General features: G+C 61.0%; 17 protein-coding genes and 2 pseudogenes. 9 read left to right on the top strand and 10 right to left on the bottom strand.

Annotated elements, in window-relative coordinates:
* Positions 1-19 precede the first annotated feature (19 nt).
* The gene (locus ACFQJB_RS05435; protein ID WP_379724816.1) at positions 20-928 is read left to right on the top strand and encodes a thiamine-phosphate synthase family protein; all 909 of its coding nucleotides are present in this window, start codon (positions 20-22) and stop codon (positions 926-928) included.
* 102 nt (positions 929-1030) lie between these two features.
* On the opposite strand, the pseudogene ACFQJB_RS05430 reads toward ACFQJB_RS05435, so the two are convergent.
* Positions 1031-1965: pseudogene (locus ACFQJB_RS05430) on the bottom strand (sulfide-dependent adenosine diphosphate thiazole synthase).
* 146 nt (positions 1966-2111) lie between these two features.
* Between ACFQJB_RS05430 and ACFQJB_RS05425 the strand changes: the two are divergent.
* The 3 genes from ACFQJB_RS05425 (at position 2112) to ACFQJB_RS05415 (ending at position 4209) form a co-directional block, all read left to right on the top strand.
* A complete protein-coding gene (locus ACFQJB_RS05425) occupies positions 2112-3122 on the top strand; it encodes a glutathione S-transferase family protein (RefSeq protein ID WP_379724813.1) in 1011 nt (336 codons plus the stop codon).
* 157 nt (positions 3123-3279) lie between these two features.
* Complete coding sequence (locus tag ACFQJB_RS05420) at positions 3280-3450, top strand: hypothetical protein (protein WP_379724810.1); 171 nt, start codon at positions 3280-3282, stop codon at positions 3448-3450.
* 132 nt (positions 3451-3582) lie between these two features.
* Positions 3583-4209 carry an METTL5 family protein gene (locus ACFQJB_RS05415; protein ID WP_379727966.1) on the top strand — a complete coding sequence of 209 codons (627 nt, stop codon included), beginning with the start codon at positions 3583-3585 and terminating at the stop codon, positions 4207-4209.
* Between the two features lie 45 nt (positions 4210-4254).
* On the opposite strand, the gene ACFQJB_RS05410 is transcribed toward ACFQJB_RS05415, so the two are convergent.
* From ACFQJB_RS05410 to ACFQJB_RS05400, 3 genes are all read right to left on the bottom strand, one after another.
* Complete coding sequence (locus ACFQJB_RS05410) at positions 4255-5949, bottom strand: rhomboid family intramembrane serine protease (protein ID WP_379724807.1); 1695 nt, start codon at positions 5947-5949, stop codon at positions 4255-4257.
* A gap of 46 nt (positions 5950-5995) precedes the next feature.
* The gene (locus ACFQJB_RS05405; RefSeq protein ID WP_120100244.1) at positions 5996-6274 is read right to left on the bottom strand and encodes a UPF0058 family protein; all 279 of its coding nucleotides are present in this window, start codon (positions 6272-6274) and stop codon (positions 5996-5998) included.
* 157 nt (positions 6275-6431) lie between these two features.
* A complete protein-coding gene (locus ACFQJB_RS05400) occupies positions 6432-6659 on the bottom strand; it encodes a DUF7120 family protein (protein ID WP_021039956.1) in 228 nt (75 codons plus the stop codon).
* Positions 6660-6796: 137 nt separating this feature from the next.
* Between ACFQJB_RS05400 and ACFQJB_RS05395 the strand changes: the two are divergent.
* Both ACFQJB_RS05395 and ACFQJB_RS05390 read left to right on the top strand, forming a co-directional pair.
* Positions 6797-8196 (top strand): annotated as a pseudogene (locus tag ACFQJB_RS05395) (isochorismate synthase).
* A 193-nt stretch (positions 8197-8389) separates the two neighbouring features.
* Positions 8390-8656, top strand: a complete 267-nt coding sequence (locus ACFQJB_RS05390; protein ID WP_120100249.1) for a hypothetical protein — start codon at positions 8390-8392, stop codon at positions 8654-8656.
* 68 nt (positions 8657-8724) lie between these two features.
* Here ACFQJB_RS05390 and ACFQJB_RS05385 read toward each other — a convergent pair whose 3' ends face one another.
* Genes ACFQJB_RS05385 through ACFQJB_RS05375 form a run of 3 tightly spaced genes read right to left on the bottom strand, consistent with a single transcriptional unit; the run spans position 8725 to position 10660 of the window.
* Positions 8725-9024 carry a helix-turn-helix transcriptional regulator gene (locus ACFQJB_RS05385; RefSeq protein ID WP_379724803.1) on the bottom strand — a complete coding sequence of 100 codons (300 nt, stop codon included), beginning with the start codon at positions 9022-9024 and terminating at the stop codon, positions 8725-8727.
* Positions 9021-9959, bottom strand: a complete 939-nt coding sequence (locus ACFQJB_RS05380) for a helix-turn-helix domain-containing protein (RefSeq protein WP_379724800.1) — start codon at positions 9957-9959, stop codon at positions 9021-9023. Before ACFQJB_RS05380 ends, ACFQJB_RS05385 begins: the two co-directional genes overlap by 4 nt.
* Positions 9956-10660, bottom strand: coding sequence for a response regulator (locus tag ACFQJB_RS05375; RefSeq protein ID WP_379724797.1), 705 nt, complete (start codon positions 10658-10660; stop codon positions 9956-9958). The genes ACFQJB_RS05380 and ACFQJB_RS05375 overlap by 4 nt, the downstream gene beginning before the upstream one ends.
* Positions 10661-10929: 269 nt before the next feature.
* Between ACFQJB_RS05375 and ACFQJB_RS05370 the strand changes: the two genes are divergently transcribed.
* Positions 10930-12618, top strand: a complete 1689-nt coding sequence (locus ACFQJB_RS05370) for a histidine kinase N-terminal 7TM domain-containing protein (RefSeq protein ID WP_379724794.1) — start codon at positions 10930-10932, stop codon at positions 12616-12618.
* 48 nt (positions 12619-12666) lie between these two features.
* On the top strand, positions 12667-14421 hold the full coding sequence (gene menD, locus ACFQJB_RS05365) for a 2-succinyl-5-enolpyruvyl-6-hydroxy-3-cyclohexene-1-carboxylic-acid synthase (protein ID WP_379724791.1): 1755 nt from the start codon (positions 12667-12669) through the stop codon (positions 14419-14421).
* A 1-nt stretch (position 14422) separates the two neighbouring features.
* Here the strand turns inward: menD and ACFQJB_RS05360 are convergent, their stop codons facing one another.
* Positions 14423-14815: an SHOCT domain-containing protein gene (locus ACFQJB_RS05360; protein ID WP_379724788.1), complete on the bottom strand. Its 393-nt coding sequence runs from the start codon at positions 14813-14815 to the stop codon at positions 14423-14425.
* 138 nt (positions 14816-14953) lie between these two features.
* On the opposite strand from ACFQJB_RS05360, the gene ACFQJB_RS05355 reads away from it, so the two are divergent.
* A complete protein-coding gene (locus ACFQJB_RS05355) occupies positions 14954-15397 on the top strand; it encodes a hypothetical protein (RefSeq protein ID WP_379724785.1) in 444 nt (147 codons plus the stop codon).
* A 146-nt stretch (positions 15398-15543) separates the two neighbouring features.
* On the opposite strand, the gene ACFQJB_RS05350 is transcribed toward ACFQJB_RS05355, so the two are convergent.
* Both ACFQJB_RS05350 and ACFQJB_RS05345 read right to left on the bottom strand, forming a co-directional pair.
* Positions 15544-16887 carry a hypothetical protein gene (locus ACFQJB_RS05350; RefSeq protein WP_379724782.1) on the bottom strand — a complete coding sequence of 448 codons (1344 nt, stop codon included), beginning with the start codon at positions 16885-16887 and terminating at the stop codon, positions 15544-15546.
* The gene (locus tag ACFQJB_RS05345; protein WP_379724779.1) at positions 16880-18457 is read right to left on the bottom strand and encodes an AAA family ATPase; all 1578 of its coding nucleotides are present in this window, start codon (positions 18455-18457) and stop codon (positions 16880-16882) included. The genes ACFQJB_RS05350 and ACFQJB_RS05345 overlap by 8 nt, the downstream gene beginning before the upstream one ends.
* Positions 18458-18554: the final 97 nt, after the last annotated feature.

Raw genomic sequence — 18554 nt, 5'->3', positions numbered from 1 at the left:
TCCACATCCTACACCGAGTATGAAATTCATCGAGGAGGTGGTCGTCGAGGAGTTCTTGCCGACGATCCGGTCGCTGTTAGCGGAAGCCCTCCGTGATCGCGGCCTCACCCAACGGGAGGTCGCCGACGGACTGGGCATCAGCCAGTCAGCCGTCTCAAAATACGCCCACGGCGAGGTCGCCCACAACGAGGCCATCGCGGCCGACGACCGCGTCGTCGAGTTGGTCGAACGCGTCGCCGACGGGCTGGCGACCGGCGACATGAGCCGGGTACAGGCGCTGGTCGAAATCGAGGTGCTGATTCGCCAACTCGAAGACGGCGACCTGTTGGCCGAGGTGCACGAGGACGCTATGCCGGAACTCGCGGAGGCCGATATCGACTTCTCGGTTCATGATCCCGACAGCCGCATTCGACAGACCGAACAGGTGCGCTCCTCCGTCCGCCGCGGGCTGCGCACGCTGACGAGCATGAGTGGGTTTGCAACGCTGATCCCAAATGTCGGCTCAAACCTCGTTGAGTGCCTGCCGGAAGCAACAACCGTCGACGACGTAGCGGGCGTCCCGGGCCGCATCTTCGATATCAAGGGCCGTGCCACCGTGCCCGCGGAACCAGAGTTCGGTGTCAGCGAGCACGCCGCCTCGGTGTTGTTGGCAACTCGAAGCCACGGGGTTGACGTGTCGGCCGGTCTCAATATCGCCTACGACGCCGATCTCATCGAGGACTTCGAGGCGGCCGGCTACAGCACCGTCGAGTTTGATTCCGAGGCCAGCGAGGAGTTAGCGGCGACCATCGGCGACGCCGTCGCCGACGCCGACCTGACGGAGACGTTCGTACTGTATCAGACCGGCAGCTACGGGATCGAGCCGATCTCCTACGTGCTCGGCCCTGACGCGCCGACGGTCGCCGCGGTCGTCCGCGACGTAGTGTAGTCGGCTGTCACCGTAGAAAACTGCTAAGGAGAGTGTACGTCAGGGGGACTTTTTGCGGTGAAGATTGGAACTGCGAGCGTCGACAACTGCGAGTGTTGGCGCTTAGTCGTCGGCGGGTGTCGGCGACGCCGAGAAGTCGACGGCGGCCCCGTCCTTGCCGAGTTCGTCAAGCGCGACCGAGGCGGCGCGTTTGCCGGACAGCAGCATCGCGCCGAAGGTCGGCCCCATCCGCGGGAGGCCGTGCGTCGTTGCCGTCGCCAGTCCAGTGGCGATCACACCATCGTGGACTTTGCCAGTCTCTTCGACGACGACATCCTCGCTTTCGGTGACCCACATCGAGTCGTGGCCGGGCGAGTCGTGACCGGGCGCGCCGTACTCGCCGTCTTCCGACTGATCCATCCCGGTGTTGTTCTCTTTGGCGTGTTCGATACCGGGCGCGTCGAGGACGCCGCGCTCTTCGAGTTTGGAGACGACGACGGCCTCGTGGCCCGTCGCGTCGATGACGAGGTCACTCTCGACGGCGATGGGGTCGACACAGGTGAGCTCTCGGGGAGGGCGTGCACCGGCGTCCAGTTCATGACGATGCCGGCGACGCGGTGGTTCTCGCGGACGACGATGTCCGTGAACTCGGTCATATTCTGGATTTTTGCGCCCGCGTCACAGGCGGCCTTGATCAGTGAGGAACAGGCGTGTGGGCCTTTCGCGGTATGGAGCCCATCGACTTCCTCGCTCTCTTGGTGGGGGACATCGAGTTCATCGAGGACTTCATCGGCCGGTTCGCGGACGGTAAGCGTGTTCATCAGGAAGCCACCGAGCCAGAAGCCGCCGCCGAGATAGTTGTTCTTCTCGACGACCATCACCTTCACATCTTGTTCGGCGAGCTCCTTCGCGGCCATCAGTCCGGAGGGGCCACCGCCGACGATGATCACGTCGCTTTCGGTGAAATCCATGAACTCGTCGCTGAACTCCTCGGTGATTGCGCGCGTTACCTCAGCCTCGCCGGCCTTACTGAAACCGCTGAATGTTGATTCGGACATACCACCTGGTGATATCTGTTGGTGGTACAAGTCGGTTGCGGTCGTTGCCGCTGCCGACTATCCCCGAAAACACCCTATTTGAGCCGGTAACACTCATGTCACCCTCGCGAACGCTTTTGCCCGTTGCGCCCGTTGTACAACTACTCATGAACATGCTTGTCGACGGCGAGTGGCGAACCGATACCTTTCAGGCGACCAACGAGGAGGGAGCCTTCGAGCGGCAGACAACGCCGTTCCGCAACTGGATCGCCGGCAGCGACGTGCCCGAGCACATTGACGCCGACCCCGATGAGCGGTTCGAAGCCGAGGCCGGGCGCTACCACCTCTATGTTTCGTATGCCTGCCCGTGGGCCCACCGGACGCTGCTCGTCCGCGCGCTGATGGGACTGGAAGATGCGATCGATGTGTCGGTTGTCGACCCCTACCGCGGCGACGACGGCTGGCAGTTCAGCCCTGAAAAAGCGGGTTGCACCGAGGACAAACTCCACGGCAGCGACTACCTGCGGGAACTCTACGTCGAAGCCGACCCCGACGCGACCTGTCGGGTGACGGTGCCGGTGCTGTGGGACACAAAGGAAGAAACGATCGTCAATAACGAATCCCGGGAGATTATCCGCATGTTGACGACCGGATTCCAGGAAGTCGCCGAGCGGGATATCGATCTCGCGCCGGAAGCAAACCGCGAGCGGATCGACGAGGTCATCACCGACATCTACGAGCCGATCAACAACGGCGTCTACAAGGCCGGTTTTGCGACCAAACAGGAACCCTACGACGCGGCCATCGACGAGCTGTTTGACGCCCTCGATCACTACAACGAGCTACTGGCCGACCAGCGATTCTTGGCTGGCGATCAGCTCACCGAGGCCGACATCTGTATGTTCACGACGCTGATCCGCTTCGATCACGTCTACCACACACACTTCATGTGCAACGTGCAGTATATCCACCAGTACGACAATCTCTGGCCGTATCTCCGTGATGTGTACCAACAGCCCAGCGTCGCCGACACGGTCGATATCGACCACATCAAGGAACACTACTACACAACCCACCCCGACGTGACGCCACACGGGATCATCGCCCGTGGCCCAGATCTCGACTTCGACGCTCCACACGACCGCGAGCGACTCAGTAGCGCGGCGACACCGCAGTAATCGCTGTCTCGCGGCTGACTCTGGTTTCAACCATCAATTTTCAGCATCTCACAACACTACCAATCACAGGTTTATTTATATAACCCTATATCAAATCTTATCTCTTTTTTGTTCGGCTAGAGATAGTATTATTACCGTACCACCCACTACATGGTATATGCCAACTTGCCCCGAGTGCGACCACAGGGAGGAACCATCCGGCGCGTGGCTCACCGAGATTCTCGACGACGAGAAACGCCATCGCGGCCGTACCATCTGTCTGATCACCTGTCCGGACTGCGAGGCTGTCCTCGGCGGCACCGATTCCGAGTGGGTCGCCGCCTACTGACGATGTCGCCGCGCGCCGTAGACTTTTCACGCGGTATCGAATACCATCGACTATGCACACCGACAGACGGGCCGGTCGTCGATGGCGACGATCCAACATCGACCGGCGAGCCACGACAGCGAGGTGGTCGTGATGGCGACCAAACGCGAACTCGAAGGTCAACTCGCCGTCGTCGCCGGCTTCGAGGATCCACAGGCCGCCCTTGAGCAGTATCCAACGCCGCCGGCATTGGCCGCCCACGTCATCCATCTGGCCGATCTCCACGACGACATCGAGGGCCGCACCGTCCTCGATCTGGGGGCTGGTACCGGCATGTTCACGCTTGGCGCGGCTCTCCGCGGGCCGGCTCGCGTTATCGCCGTCGAACTCGACGGCGGGCCGCTGGCGACGGCCGTCGAGAACCGTCGCCGGGTCGGCACCCGAACGCCGATCCACTGGCTACAGGCCGATGCGACGCGGCTCCCACTGTCGATTCCCGAACCCGTCACGGTCGTCATGAACCCGCCGTTTGGAGCCCAAGATGGCCAAGCGGGTGCCGATCGTGGCTTTCTCGCAACGGTCGCCGATGTCGCCTCGGTGTCGTACTCAGTGCACAACGCCGGCAGCAAGGAGTTCATCGAGGCCTTTGCGGCCGACAACGGTGGCGAGGTGACCCATGCGTTCAGCGCGGCGTTTGCGGTCGACAAACAGTTTGAGCACCACGACGAGGAGCGCAGCGAGATCGATACCGAAGTCTATCGGATCGAGTGGAATAACTAACTCAGCGTCGGAACCGACGAGAATGTGCCGCAGACGGAGATCGGGTCAGCCGACCTTGTTGGCGACACGAACCGCCGTTTGGGTGCGGTTGTTGACAGCGATCAATCGACCAGCTCGCCGGCGTAGCTCAAGCCGACCCACCCGTACCGATTCATTCTGTGCCGGGAGGTCTGCGAGTTCGTCGTCGACGCCGACGCGGAAGCCAGTGTCTGTCGCATCAAGTGACACCTGCTGACCGGCAACGATCGGCTCAGCCTCGACGACGCCAGTGTTGTATAGCGGTCGGGTCTGATTGTCGTGGCTGAGCGTCACACGATAGGTGGTGTCGCCGCCGACAACCTGCCAGCCGGTACGGCTCGCGGTGACCGTCTCCTCCCAGGTGAGCCCGCCGAGGCGGATATCTGCCTTACCCCGATTTGCCAACTCGGATTTGCTGACCGCTGTCGACCAGATGTGGCGGTCGGTGTTGCGGACGATCACCCCCGAGGTGTTGAGCCGGGTCGACTCCCCGGCCCCCTCGATGTCGATGACGTTGAGTTGGCCGTTGGTGACGTTCTCGCCGTAGGTGAGCTCATACCCCCGCACCTCGATCGGCTCGCCTGGCAGGTCGCCGTCGGCGGCTGTCGTCGCATTGGTGGCGACGGCAGGGGCGATAAGGATGGCACTGGCAGTCACTACCAGCAACAACCCGACCTGTCGGCTCGAAATCGTCGTGAGATCGGTGACAAACGTTGTCGGGTTGTCGACCGCAACCTCAGGGAAGAGCGGGGTATCGTCGGCAACGACTGCGTAGGTGACCACCGTTGCGAGCACGAAGACAAGCCCGAGACCAACCGCCCGATAGAGCACGTAGCTGTTGTTGCCGCGATACCAGTAGACGGCCCACAGGGATCGCTCAACGGCAAACAACAGAACAGCAGCCCACAGTACCCCAGCGGAGGGCCGCTGTCGGCGCGTCACCCGTTGGTAGCCAAGTCCCAGGAGGACACCGACAAGCAGGCCGACCGCATGGCCCTGAATCGCGATCGACGCGAACCACGGCGTTGAGTATGTCGTCCCGCTGGCGGCGACCTGCTGGGGTGTTTGGATCGCATCAAGCAGGCGACGCAGCACGCCTTGACTCACACTCGCCAGGATGGTGAGCACCGGTGCTTGGACGAGCGTGAACCCCGCAAAGGCGAAGACGACCATCGAAAACCCGATGATCGGGCCCAACGCGACGAGCGCGCCGAGGATTGACAACAGCACCCCCGCCGCCGGGAAGATGATCAGGGCGCGAATGACGGGATGTGTCCACGCCGCGTGGAGTCGGGTTGTGGTTCGGCGGTTGGTGTGATGCCCCCAGAGCGCTTCCGCCACCGAGCCAAACAGCAGCGTGCCGAGTAGATTGCCGATCAGATGACTCGTGTTTGAGTGTGCAAGACCGGCTACCACCATTCCCACCGGGTCAAGATAGCTCCACGCCCGAAACGGCAGCACGATCGGGTCGGCCGCACCGAACCCGTCCTGCAGACCACCGTACACCGCGAGCAACACAGCCATCAGCACAAGCGTGCCCCACGGCACCCCAAACAGAAGGCGATCGGTGAGGCGGCGATACCAATCAGTTGGCCGACTCATCGCCGCAAGGCCGGCAAGCGCGACAGCCAACGCGACGCCCAACAGCAGGCGGCCCAGCAGTGGGCCACTCGCTGCGTTGTCAAGCCCAGCAAGGGCGAGGAAGACCGGTGTGGCCGTCATCCCGCGTTATCGTTGGGTCGGTCGCGGCTGTGGCTGTCGGCGCACGTCAGATCTTGCCCTCGGCGTCGTCGGCGAGTTCCTTCATCCGCTTGCCGACACGGCCGGCATTCGAGAACTCGTCTTCGCTCATGGCTGTCGCCAAGGCGTTGCCAAGGACAAACACCGCGTGTTTGTGCTCGCTTTTCGATTTGTGAACGTGATCCGGCTCGACGTCGAGTTCGTCGTAGGGATCAAACAGGGTGCCGTCGACGGATTCCTGCTCCCGGAAGTACTCCATGATCAACACCATCTGCTCGTGTAATTCGAGCAGCTCGTCTTTGTGCATACTCTGCCTATGGACGGTTCGGATTTAAGCGTTGTTGGGAAGGGGCTGCTGTGGTGGGGAGGAGGTACTGAAAACGCGCCTGTGCGGCTGACGAACGTAGTGGGACGGAACCGAACCTAGTGAGCGATCAGAACACGGTGCGTCGACTTGGGGCCAGTTAGAAGACGTACTCGTCGTCGTGGCCCATCATTCCGTCATCGCCCATCATCCCGTCGTCCTCAAGATCGGCATCGTCGTCCATCGGGCCGCTGGTTTTGTAGGCTTTCAGCCCCGTCGACAGCAGGTTCTCGATGGCTTCCTCACGGTTGATGAACTCGCCTTCATCGATCAGCTGGGTGATCTGCATTTCGAGGTGTTCCGGGATATTGATCTCGACTTTCGGCATTTGAACACCCGGTGGTTGCGGGGGTGCCCATTTAAAACTGCCGCCGAGTCCCGGCCGGTGGTGGCACCGCCAGCATGACCCCCAAACACGGTGGCTGGATAGTCACCCTCAAGGGCGACGGGCCCCTCCCTGGTGGTATGGAGTCGCCGCGTGCGGCCGACCGGCCGAGGCTGGTGAGTCGGTCGATTCCCCTTGCTGGCTCAGTGCCGTCGTTTCGAACGCTGGTGGACGCGATGGAGACCCCCGGACAGTCTGGAACGCGGCCGATGAGGCGCGCGTGGTCGCCGGCGGCGCAGCGGCAACGCTGACCGCTGATGGCCCCGATCGCTTCACGGAGATTCGCACCGCTGCCGAGCGGCTGTTTGAAACCGGTGACGTCCACGCCGGCACCGAAGCCGCCTGCCCACGGCTGTTCGGTGGGTTTGCCTTCCACGGCGACGGGGGTGTCGACGCTGCCGACGACACTGCTGGCGACGCTGCCGACGACACAGCTGACGGCGACAGCCGCCAATCGCCATGGGCGGACTTTCCGGACGCTCGATTCGTTTTCCCACGCGTGCAGATTACACAAACTGATAGTGGCCCGTGGCTGACGGTCAATGCTGTCGGGCCAGCTGCGACACCAGCCGCCGTCGAAGCGAAACTCGACGACGAACGCGAGCGACTTATGTCGTGTGCCGAGACCGCAGCGGCCGCCCCACGACCGGGGATCACCGACCGCCGGCGAACGACAACGCCGACCGGCTGGCGGACGGCTGTCCGGAACGCCGTCGAGCGGATCGATGCCGGGACGCTCCAGAAGGTCGTCCTTGCGCAGGCACTCGAAGCCGATCTCGGCGACGACCTTGCGATCCCGGATATCCTCGATCGGCTGAGCGACAAGTATCCTGACTGTACACGATTTCTCGTTGAGCCCGACAGCGAGCCGCCGGCGGCATTTTTCGGGGCGACCCCTGAGCGGCTGGTCTCCCTGCGGGGCCGCACCGTCGAAACCGGTGCACTGGCGGGCACAACCGGTCGCGGGGAGACGCCGGCCGAGGATGAGTGGCTTGCCGACGAACTGCTGACCGACGGGAAGAATGTCCACGAACACGAGTTGGTCGCCGACACCATCCGCGAGCAGCTGGCCCCGTTTGCGGCGTCGGTTTCGGTCGGTGAACGCGGGATCAAACGGCTGGCAACCGTCCAACACCTCCATACGCCGATCACCGCCGAGTTGGCCGACGATACCCACGTGCTCGATGTCGTCGAGGCGTTGCATCCGACGCCGGCCGTCGGCGGGCTGCCGCCGGATCGCGCCCTTGAGACGATCCGGGAAACCGAGCCCTTCGACCGGGGCTGGTATGCCGCCCCGGTCGGCTGGATCGACGCCGCCGGCAACGGCACCTTCGCCGTCGGGCTCCGCTCAGCGGTGGCGACTCGGCGGCGGGCGACGTTGTTTGCGGGTGTCGGGATCGTCGACGACAGCGACCCTGACGCCGAATGGGACGAGGTTGAACTCAAGTTCCGACCGATTCTCGACGAACTGGAAGCCTGAGCCATCGGCCGCGGTGGGCGGGTTCGACGTGTGTTTGCCACCTGATTGCTTCAGGTCGACAATACGTCAGTACGGCTGAAAGTACGGTTGTGTACACGTTCTATCCAGATAGAAGTTGACACTAATTTTTTATATCGTAGCATACACTATCTAGGTAACGTACCGAGCCGGGCACTCACGGAGGATGTTACCGATGACCGACCACAGACCTACGCCGTCGACCGACGCTGTTGAACTGCCACCGGGCGTCGATCAGGACAGCCTCGAAGCCTTTGTTCGTCGCGCCAACGCCGGCGTGTACGATGAGACCGAACTGGATGGCCTCACCGCGGCGGTGACCGTCATCGAGACGCTGCTCGACCGAACATCTCACGAGACGCCCGACGCCGCGACGGTGCCGACCGCAACCAAATGGGCGTCGGCGGCTGGCTACGAAGAAAACGTGACTGACGACAGCTAACTGCGGTAAGCCACAGATCGACTGTCACCCATCGATCGTGCCGGGGGTTGTCCCGCAGTGGTTGCTTCTCACCCAACCAGTTGGCTGTCGGCCCGTGTCTGTTGCCAGTTGTGGCGGTGTTCGATCGCCTGCAGGGCCGTTTCGGTCAGGGTGTAGGAGTTCGTTCGCTTATCGATAGCGGATTTTTCGAGGTAGCCCTCCTCGACGAGCGTGCTGAGGTTCTGGTAGACCCGTCCGGTGTTGACTTCCTCGCCGTAATACTCCTCTAAGGCATCCTTGATGCCGAGGCCGTAGGAAGTCTCAAGATCCGACACGACATAGAGGATGTCGCGTTGGAACGCCGAGAGGTGTTTGACAGTCGCGCTCATTGGCGGCCCTCCTGGCTGAAGATGGTTCCAAAGAGCTTCCGTTGGGCTGTTCGGAGGTGCTGGGTGAACGTTGCGCGAGCGATGCCGAAGCGATCGGCAAGCTCTGTCGCGTTGATTGCCCGTGGCTCCTCGAAGTAGCCGTCGTAGTACGCCTGCGAGAGGATCTCTCGCTGGCGGGTGGTGAGTGGGTCAAGTAGCTGTGCGGTCGTCGTGGTGGTTGCCCGGGGTTGTGTCATAGCTGAGGTTACGCGTGTCAGGGTTGTGTGTTCGAACGTCGATCTGAGGTCGGCAAGGAGGTTCGGCACGGCACTGTCCGTCGAGAGATAGCCGGTGATCGTCCGGAGCCCATCGTCGATTGTGATCGTCTCGAACTGCATCCCGTAGTCACGGGCGATGCTTTCCGGCGTCGGTGGGGTGACCAGAAAGCGACACTCATGGCCGTCGGCCGTTTCTGTGGTGTCATACAGTTCGAGATAGTCACTGGCGGTGACGTGCTCCCGACAGTCATCCGGCACCGCGCCGGTGATCTCGACGGCGTACAGCAGCTTTCCATCCTTGTGTTCGGCGACCGAGTGGATCGTCAACGCGGCGTCAGCGGGTAGGTGGCTGGCAAACGCGAGCAGCGGTTCGGTCGGGGCATCAATCTCGATTTCCAGTGTGACCGGCTCCTCGGCGATCAGCGACTCCGTCCATTCGTCGGTGCGGATGGTGTAGCTGATCAGCCGAGCAAACTCTCTGAGCAGATCGATCTGGTCGTCGTCGATCGAGGTGGTGGCCGTGTAGGCACCGAGCACGCCGAACTGGACGCGGTCGTCGCCGATGGGGACGCCGATCCCGGCCTCGAAGTCGAAGCCGGTTGTCGCTGCCGCCCACGCATCGCTCCAGGGCTCGGTTTCGTCGTCGACAGTGGCAACGGCGACGGAGTCGTCCGTCAAGGCGCGGATCGCCGGGTCGAACCGGTCGCCCCCGTCGCCGGAGAGATCAGCGCCTGGACGTAGGTCTCACAGCCGCTGATCGCCCGTGGGACGATCCGACCGCCTGCACCGACCGTCCCGATCCAGACGCCGCCGTAGCCGTAGTTGTCCTGCAACAGCGCGCAGAACCGGCGGTAGAGTTCCCGTTGGTTCGACATCGTCGTCAACAGCTCAAGGGCGGCCGTCTTGATCTCTCGTTCCTGTCGTAACGCGTGTTGGGTGCGATACGACCGGATGACCTTCCGGAGTTGGGTGTCGAGTACCGACTCGGTGGGATCGTCGAAATCCGATCGGATCAGCTCCTTGGGGATGTAGTCGGTCACCCCCTGGCTGATCGCGTCGGCAGCGACGGACTCATCGCCACGGCTCGTCACGAGCACAAAGGGCAGCTCAGGGTGAGCGTCTCGCACCTCCGTGAGGAGTTCGAGGCCCGTCCCATCGCCCAGCCGATAATCGCAGACGACACAGTCGAAGGCTCGCTCGGTGAACTGCTGGCGACCCGTCGCGAGGCTACTCGCCGTAACGACGTCAAAGTCGGATGCGGTCTCCGCCAGCAAGTCACTTGTGAGTGAGAGCCATTGTGCGTCGTCATCGATCAGCAGAATCTTCGCCGGTGTCGACAAGGTGTCGCTGCCGGCCTGCTGTGTCATGTGCGTGCCCATTGTGTGTCAGTCAGTCGTGGCGTCTCGCGTGGTTGCTGTTGCCCGGTCGCCAATCATTGCAGTCCGCAATCCGATCAACGGGATAACACCTTATCAATTCTATACCGGCATACGAAGGTATGTGTAGAATTGTACTACCGACACCGGTATCTGCAGGGATATTGCGAGGGCGGTATCGACTGTACAGTCACACACGCTAGATGTGAATACTCGTTCGCACAATGTTTTTTACCGGGCATCGACCGCTAGCATACGGATACCACACAAGCATGGATGCAGTACTATCGCCCACAACCGCCGGGGGAATTATGCTGGCCGGCGGGATCATCCCGGGTTTTATCGTCTACTGGCTTCGCACCGAGCCACAGGGGATCGTCGTCCGCTGGTTTCGGTTTGCCATGCTGTGTGGCATGGTGTGGTCAGTAACCTTTGGACTGATCGCGCTGGTCGACGCCGCCGCTCTCCGGTTGGCACTCACAAACGTGTTCATCATCGCCGTCCCGTCGGCATCGATTGCGACGTTTGCGTTTGCCTACGAGTTCACCTTTCGGGAGCCGATCTCACGATGGTATCTGGTGTTGTTCATCCCGGTTGTGCTGCTGTTCGTGCTCTCGTGGTTCAACCCCGGGGAGCTGATCTATACTGTCGACGCACCCTATCAGACGAGTGAGATCCTCGTGCCGGCCGAGCCCGGCTCGATTCGGCTGCCGCTCAATATGATCGGGAGCCCGCTGTTGGTGGTGATGGCAGCCGGGTTGGCGGCCGGGGAGTTGATTCGGGCGACGACAACGATACGGCGGCTGCAAGCCGGAACTGTCATGCTGTTGATCACCGCAGCGATGGTTCCCGGGCTGATGAAGGTGTTCGAACTGGTGCCGCCGTATTTCGATCCGACGCCGATCGGCTGGTCGCTCATGGGGCTCGTGGTGGCGGTGACGATCAAGCGATTCGACCTGTTTCGGCTCTCGCCGAACTCGTTGCGTCGGGTCGTCGACGCGCTGACCGATCCGGTTGTCGTCGTCAACTCCGAGGGGATCGTCTCGGATGCCAACGAGGCGGCTTCCGAGGTCTTTCGGCTCGACCTCGGAATGGCCGTGTCGGCATTCAGCGAGGCAAATCCGGCACTCAGACCGGTGTTTGATGGTACTGAAACGCAGGTCGAACTGACCACTGGTGCCACCGAGCGGGTGTTTGATTACCGTGAGCTACCCGTCCCACAGGGGTATGGTACGACCGGTCGCATCCTCTATTTCAGCGACATCACCGAGCAGGCCGACACCGCCGAGGCGCTGCAGGCCAAAACCGACCGGCTGGACGCATTTGCCAGCCGCGTCAGCCACGACCTCCAAGGGCCGATCACGGTGGCAACAAGCTACGTTCAGATTGCCCGGCGGGCCGACGACCCGGCTGACGCGCTCGATGAGATCGAAACCGCACTCCAGCGCGCTGAAACACGGATTCAAGACATTCTTGCCATGGCACGAAGCGGCCAACAGCCAGCCCGTGAGTCGGTCGCCCTCGACACGGCAGCACACAAGGCCTGGGCGATGGTGACGACCGGTGACGCGTCGTTGGTCGTAGCAACCGACGCCACGCTCAGTGCGGATTCACAGCAGTTGTCGCGACTCTTTGAGAACCTGTTTCGCAACGCCGTTGAGCACGGCGGCGAGGGGGTGACCGTCCGGGTCGGGACGACCGATGGGGGCTTCTATGTCGCCGACGACGGCGTCGGCATCCAAGCCGACAAACAGGCGACGATCTTCGACGAACGGGTGAGCCATGACGCCGACGGCACCGGCTACGGGCTGGCGATCGTTCGCGATATCGTCACCGCCCACGGCTGGACGATCACCGCGACTGAGAGCACGGACGGCGGGGCACGCTTCGAGATCAGCGGTGTTGGCGTCGATACGGCTGCGTCAACGGCCGCTGATGACCACGGGCAACCGGCAGAGTGAGCGTCCGAACACGCCGGACATATGAGCGTCGACCCCGACATGTCGGCCATGACTGCACCGAACCGGAACACGCTGTGGGGCCGGGCGATCGCCGCCGAACTCGCCCGCAGCGGCGTTCGTACGGTCTGTGTCTCGCCGGGGAGCCGCTCGACGCCGCTGACGGTCGCCGTCGACGACCACGAGGAGCTACAGACGATCTCCGCGCTCGACGAGCGGTCGGCGGGCTACTTCGCCTTGGGGCGGGCCCGCCGCACGGGCGAGGTGACACCGCTGATCTGTACCTCCGGGACGGCCGCCGCCAACTACCATCCCGCGGTTGTCGAAGCGAATCAGGCACGGGTGCCGCTGCTGTTGCTGACGGCCGATCGACCGCCGGAGCTGCGGGACTCCGGGGCGAATCAGACCGTCGATCAGGAGAAGCTCTACGGCGACGCTGTCCGGTGGTACAAAGACCTCCCCGAGCCCGCCCCGCGGGAGCGCGCGCTGCGGTCGCTGCGAACCGATATCTGTCGGGCGGTTGGCACGGCCGAGGGGACGCCCGCTGGGCCGGTGCATCTGAACGTCCCCTTCCGGAAGCCGTTGGAACCGACCCCGGTCGAGGGCGACGTGCCAACCGATCTCGACCCGTTGGCAGCACTCGGTCGCGACGAAGAGACGCCGTTTGTGCGGCGAACGAGCGGCGAGCCACAGCTTGATGACCGTGACCTGCGACAGCTTGCGGAGACGCTGTCGATCGATCGTGGGCTGCTCGTCGCCGGGCCGGCCGATCCGCCGGGGCTCGACCCCGAGGCCGTGACAGCGTTTGCGCATGCGAGTGGATTTCCGATTCTCGCTGATCCGCTCTCGGGGCTGCGGTTCGGCGGCCATACCCGTGTCGCGCCGGTGATCGGCGGTTACGACGGGTTTGTGAACACCGCAGTGACCGAGGCGTGGCCCGATCCCGAGGTCGTGGTGCGGCTGGGCGCGTCGCCGACTTCGAAACCGCTGCGAAAGTATCTCGCTGGTGTCGATGCGCGGCAGGTGGTCGTCGATCCCGCGGGCGCGTGGCGCGAGGCGGAGTTCACCGCGAGTGATCTCGTCGTCGCCGATCCCGACCGGCTCTGTGGCCAGCTTGCGCAGGTGATTCGGGGCGGTGGGGCAGCCGAGTGGCGGGATCGCTGGGAGACCGCGGAGGCGGCCCAGCAGGCCGTGAGCGAGGCGGCCGCCGATCGACTGTTCGAGGGCGGGATCGTCGCCGACGTGGTCGCCGGGCTGCCCGATCCGGCGACGCTGGTCGTCTCAAACAGCATGCCGGTGCGTGATCTCGATCGGTTTGGTGCGGCCGGGACGACATCGATTACCGCGCTTGGCAACCGTGGCGCGTCGGGGATCGATGGGATCGTCTCGACGGCACTGGGCGCGGCCCACGGGACGACCGACGACGTGACGCTGGTGATCGGCGATCTGGCGTTCTATCACGATCTGAATGGGCTGTTGGCTGTCGGGCGCGCGGAGGTCGACGCGACGGTCGTGGTCATCAACAACGACGGCGGCGGGATCTTCCATAAGCTGCCGATCGAGAACTTCGAGCCGCCGTTTACGCGGCAGTTCAAAACGCCGCATGGGCTGGACTTCGAGCCCGCCGGCGAGCTCTACGGGCTGGGCTTTTCGCGTGTTGAGAGCCGTGAGGGGTTCCGAGAGGCCTACGCCGCGGCGGCCGACCGCGAGGGCAGCGAGATCATCGAGGTTGTTGTCGACGCCGAGGACAGCCACGCGATTCGGGATGAGTTACAGGCCGAAACAGTTGGGAAGCTGATCGAGTAGGCTACTCCTCGATCGGTTCGGGATCGGTGGTCGCCGACTGTGGCGCGTCGCCGACGTCGATATCGGCCGTTGCGACGGCCTCGTCAGCATCAAGTAGTTCGCTGAGTCGGCGTTCGAACTCGGCGTCGGAGAGCTCCCCGGCAGCATACCGGTGTTTGAGCTCCTCGATCGCCGCGCGGTCGGTTGGCTCCGCCCGGCGGATCGCCAGCCATCGCCAGCCGATCCACAGCGCGAAGGCGGCGTTTGTGAGCCCGGTGGTCAGGATGAACACCCAGCGGGAGACGTACCCGCCGAGGTACGCAAACCCCGTCAGCGCCATGAGGTCGGCGGCGAGTACAAACCACAGGCCGATCATCAGATCGGTGATGAGGCCTTCGTCTGGGTCGACAGCCATCGATGGGTCGGTATTGTGACTGCCGGCAGATTACTGCTGTGATTGCCACACCGGCACCCGGTTGAGGGTGTGGCGAGAGCCTGGCGGCGCAGCGCGGTCGGTGACAACAGCTTATAGCCGCCAGCCACAACGATCGGTATGGACGCGACGGAAACGATCTATGAGGGTGAGGCGGGGTCGGTACACAGCTCGGCGGATGTCTCGGTGTACCTGCCGGACTCGCTGTCGATGCCGGTGCCGAAGGCACTCCCGCAGGCGGTCAGTCGGAGCTTAGAGACCCCTGAGGGCGCGGTGCGGCTGGCGACCGATCCCGAGGCCGCTCGATCGCATCCGATTCGGGCGACGCTGTTGGCGGTGCTGTTCGAGCGGCTGCCGGCGTTTCGGTTTCGGCATTCTGATGCCTCGGCGACCAGCCCCGAGACCGCGCGGGTGCCGGTACAGGTCGCCGCCGCCGGCGACCGCCCGCTGGCCTGCTATCTCGCCGTCCAGGGGTTCAGCGACGCCCAGATCGCCGCGGTGATGGGCCTCGATGAGTCGACGGTGGCGACCGCGATCGATGAGATTCACGAGCAAGCGAAGTAGCCGGATTCTCATTTTTCGATCAATTGACGGAGCCTCAATCAGCGTGAGACGAATCGATAACAGCGCGGTCAGGGAGCTGTATCAGGGCGACAGTTCTATTAGAGCGAGATGTTGGCCAAAGCTACCGAGTGGCTACCCAAAGATAACTACAACAATCTGTCTAAGATTACTGGCAGAGAATCAGCGAGTTCAGAAGCTTGTAGAATTCTAATCGTGTCTTGATCTTCAATTGGTGCCGTCGATCGGCTTTCGAAATCTTGGACTACGAGCACACCGTTCCAACCCGATCCAAATGGGGTATCAGGGTCAAACACTAATTCGTTTTCTTGGCGGAGGAATGCGAGATATTCGAGTGTCTCGGTTACGCCTTTTTTCACTGTTTGCTCGCTGGTGGAGTTTTTGACCTCAGTGATCAAGTATTCGTATCCTTCCTCATGTTGTACTTCGAGTATGATAATATCAGGTCGGTTGGTTTGCAGTTGGAACCCTTTGTCAGTAAAGTAGTTCTCAACGATTTCTCGAGCCTGACGGTCTATCTGTTCTGACCGGGTCAGTTCGGCATCCTGTTTTTCGATTGGCTCGGGAACAAACGAGAGGTTTCGGTCATTGGCAGAGCTATCGTGGTACAACACGACATCGGTACCATCCTCGCTCTTTATCCGAGCGACCTCTTGTTTTCCAGATTCAATCGTTTTGACGGAGGTTTCGCTTTGCTGGTACTCCTCAATTGATTCAACATACTGGAACAGGACGTAGAGTTCGAAGAGTGTTTCCTCGTCCTCAGGCGTAATCAGCGTCTCTTCCAACAATTCCCTGAGAGCGTCCGGATTGCTTTCTCTGGCTCGTCTATGATCCTGCAACAACGAAGCAGCCTCTCGATAGACATCGCTACGCGACATGGCTGCTGTCTGAATCATTCGGTCTGTCGGCTCGTAGGTCTCGGGGTCACGAATACGCTTGATGTGGACGTTCCGTTCAAACAACTCTCGCATCTGCTCAACGAGCTCAAGGTTCTCCTGCCAGCGATCAGTTACCCATTCGTATTCCTGTTTGAGATACGTCTCACACTCCTCCAGAGTCGTGTAAATGATCGACAGGAGACGTTTGAGAACGATATTCTCGTCAATGTCATAGCTTTCGTGACGGTTGTCACAGACAAATAACGACGTATCGCCCGGTGCCTGCGAGGAGCGTTGTTTCATCGTCGAAGTCCAATCGATTTGCCCGGATATCTGTCCTCGCGTCGTCTGTTGGACGTTCTTCGTCTGTGTCTTGATACTCCGGAGTCGAGACGGGAGTTGGTCTACGAAATCGACGACTGCTGGTCGAAGAAGAAAATGAAGGTCAACAAGCGCGTCGAAGCTCTCGAAACGTTCATCCAGCCCTGTCGGTTTGAGTTGTGTCGTGACGTGTTGTTCAGAAATCTCTCCGTGCATCACATAGGCAAACAAATCCTCCGAGACAGCATCGATGAGTTCGGATCTATCCATCGATTTCTATCTGTAGCATATCACGGCCGAGTTCGCTGAGTCGACTGGAATCAACAGTATCGATCTGAGAGAGTTGTTTGACGGTCGCTTCTCGGCGAGGTGACCCTTCGAGTTGAGGCAGGACGTAGTTACCCACTGCGTCGGTGACAGCGCGTTCAGTGGTTCGAGAGGGTGAGTTCATGATGCCATCCAGCATGTCTCGAACGATGGCAGGACCGATTTTGCGGTCGCTCCGGCCGTCATTGAGTCTGAGCCAGATTTCAGACACAGCATCGAGCACATCTTCATTCGCCGGTCTGGACAGATCCATCCCCCAAGCGTCTGCGTAATGTTCGAGCAGGTCGATTCGTTCTGCTCGGGTTTCAGGCACTTGTGGGGCATCGACATGAATGAACGAAAACCGCCGCATGAAGGCGTACGACAGTTCGTACAATGAAGTCTTATCGTAGGTGTTCATCGTCGCCAGCAATCGCCACGAATTGGGCATGATATACTCGTGGGGTGCTGGTGTTCCGGAACTGCCGTCAGCCTGTTTGACAACGATCTCGTTGCCATCTCGGCGATAGGGCAATTGTACTTCCTGTCCGGAGAGAAGTGTGAATAACTGCCCGAACGCTTTGTCGATATCAGCGCGATTGATCTCATCAATTACCAAGAGTTCGTTCTCTTGAGTACCATCTTGTTTGAACCGCCGTAGCACCTGCCCAGTCTCGAACGAGAGATTCTCCCCGTCTGTCTCTGTTGGCATGTAGCCACCAACAGTCTCGAAGGTCGACCAATCGGCTGTGGCTGTCGTCATCTCATAGCCAGAATAGGTGTCGTTGTGAGATTTTACGAGCGAATGACAGACTCGTCTAGCGATTTCAGTTTTCCCTGTTCCGGGCGGCCCGGTGAAGATGACATGCTTACCAGCTTTGAACGCTGATTCGATTTGTTCAAGAATCTCGTTTCCGCGGTTGTCCTGAAAATACAACCCATCGAGAAGTCCCTCGTCTACGAGATCGAAATCCGGCGTACTGTGAATCTCGATATCTGTTATCGTCTCCGTGATTTCGGTCTGAGTCGAACCAGTTTCTCCGGAGGCTAACGCTTCTACAGAACCATACTTTCCGCGGATGCCACCAACGCCCATCTCGTTGAGCGGACTGAATCCAAGTGGATAGGAACGGTCGTATCCTGCAAGGTTGTGAATCTCTTCGGAGGATACGTTCATTTCGGTCGGTGGTGCAAGATAGATTATTCTATCCCACGGATCATCCTCGAAGTTCGACCAGACATCTCTACCGAGTGCCTCATTCTGTTCTGTACCGAGAACCCTCGCAGAGTACGTATACGTTCCATTACGGTAGAAAAACAGGTAATCCCCCTGTTCAATATTTTTCCACGTACCAGCTACCGACGGTTTTGTTCCCCATAATCGAATGACCTCATCAAATGCGTCCGGTGGCTGCTCAGTATACTGACGGACACGATCGGCATCGATACCATCCAAAACGCTGTTTTCGACGTTTTCTAGCGCGGCATCATTGCCATACGGTGCTAGAAAGACCTTCGGCCCATCGTATCCCATTAGCCTTCGATTCGTCAATCACCGTTAAATAATATTTGCTGCGAGGATTCAAAACTGAAGACGATTCCACCCTGCATGTGTTCGTGACTGAACTCAC

The sequence above is a fragment of the Halonotius sp. GCM10025705 genome (assembly GCF_042662885.1).
GTDB lineage: Archaea > Halobacteriota > Halobacteria > Halobacteriales > Haloferacaceae > Halonotius > Halonotius aquaticus.
This window is presented reverse-complemented; position numbering and strand designations above follow the sequence as displayed.

What these genes read in the sequence shown, in the direction of transcription:
- ACFQJB_RS05435 (WP_379724816.1), top strand. Translation starts at nt 20, where the DNA reads ATGAAATTCATCGAGGAGGTGGTCGTCGAGGAGTTCTTGCCGACGATC.
- ACFQJB_RS05425 (WP_379724813.1), top strand. Translation starts at nt 2,112, where the DNA reads ATGAACATGCTTGTCGACGGCGAGTGGCGAACCGATACCTTTCAGGCG.
- ACFQJB_RS05420 (WP_379724810.1), top strand. Translation starts at nt 3,280, where the DNA reads ATGCCAACTTGCCCCGAGTGCGACCACAGGGAGGAACCATCCGGCGCG.
- ACFQJB_RS05415 (WP_379727966.1), top strand. Translation starts at nt 3,583, where the DNA reads ATGGCGACCAAACGCGAACTCGAAGGTCAACTCGCCGTCGTCGCCGGC.
- ACFQJB_RS05410 (WP_379724807.1), bottom strand. Translation starts at nt 5,949, where the DNA reads ATGACGGCCACACCGGTCTTCCTCGCCCTTGCTGGGCTTGACAACGCA.
- ACFQJB_RS05405 (WP_120100244.1), bottom strand. Translation starts at nt 6,274, where the DNA reads ATGCACAAAGACGAGCTGCTCGAATTACACGAGCAGATGGTGTTGATC.
- ACFQJB_RS05400 (WP_021039956.1), bottom strand. Translation starts at nt 6,659, where the DNA reads ATGCCGAAAGTCGAGATCAATATCCCGGAACACCTCGAAATGCAGATC.
- ACFQJB_RS05390 (WP_120100249.1), top strand. Translation starts at nt 8,390, where the DNA reads ATGACCGACCACAGACCTACGCCGTCGACCGACGCTGTTGAACTGCCA.
- ACFQJB_RS05385 (WP_379724803.1), bottom strand. Translation starts at nt 9,024, where the DNA reads ATGAGCGCGACTGTCAAACACCTCTCGGCGTTCCAACGCGACATCCTC.
- ACFQJB_RS05375 (WP_379724797.1), bottom strand. Translation starts at nt 10,660, where the DNA reads ATGGGCACGCACATGACACAGCAGGCCGGCAGCGACACCTTGTCGACA.
- ACFQJB_RS05370 (WP_379724794.1), top strand. Translation starts at nt 10,930, where the DNA reads ATGGATGCAGTACTATCGCCCACAACCGCCGGGGGAATTATGCTGGCC.
- menD (WP_379724791.1), top strand. Translation starts at nt 12,667, where the DNA reads ATGACTGCACCGAACCGGAACACGCTGTGGGGCCGGGCGATCGCCGCC.
- ACFQJB_RS05360 (WP_379724788.1), bottom strand. Translation starts at nt 14,815, where the DNA reads ATGGCTGTCGACCCAGACGAAGGCCTCATCACCGATCTGATGATCGGC.
- ACFQJB_RS05355 (WP_379724785.1), top strand. Translation starts at nt 14,954, where the DNA reads ATGGACGCGACGGAAACGATCTATGAGGGTGAGGCGGGGTCGGTACAC.
- ACFQJB_RS05350 (WP_379724782.1), bottom strand. Translation starts at nt 16,887, where the DNA reads ATGGATAGATCCGAACTCATCGATGCTGTCTCGGAGGATTTGTTTGCC.
- ACFQJB_RS05345 (WP_379724779.1), bottom strand. Translation starts at nt 18,457, where the DNA reads ATGGGATACGATGGGCCGAAGGTCTTTCTAGCACCGTATGGCAATGAT.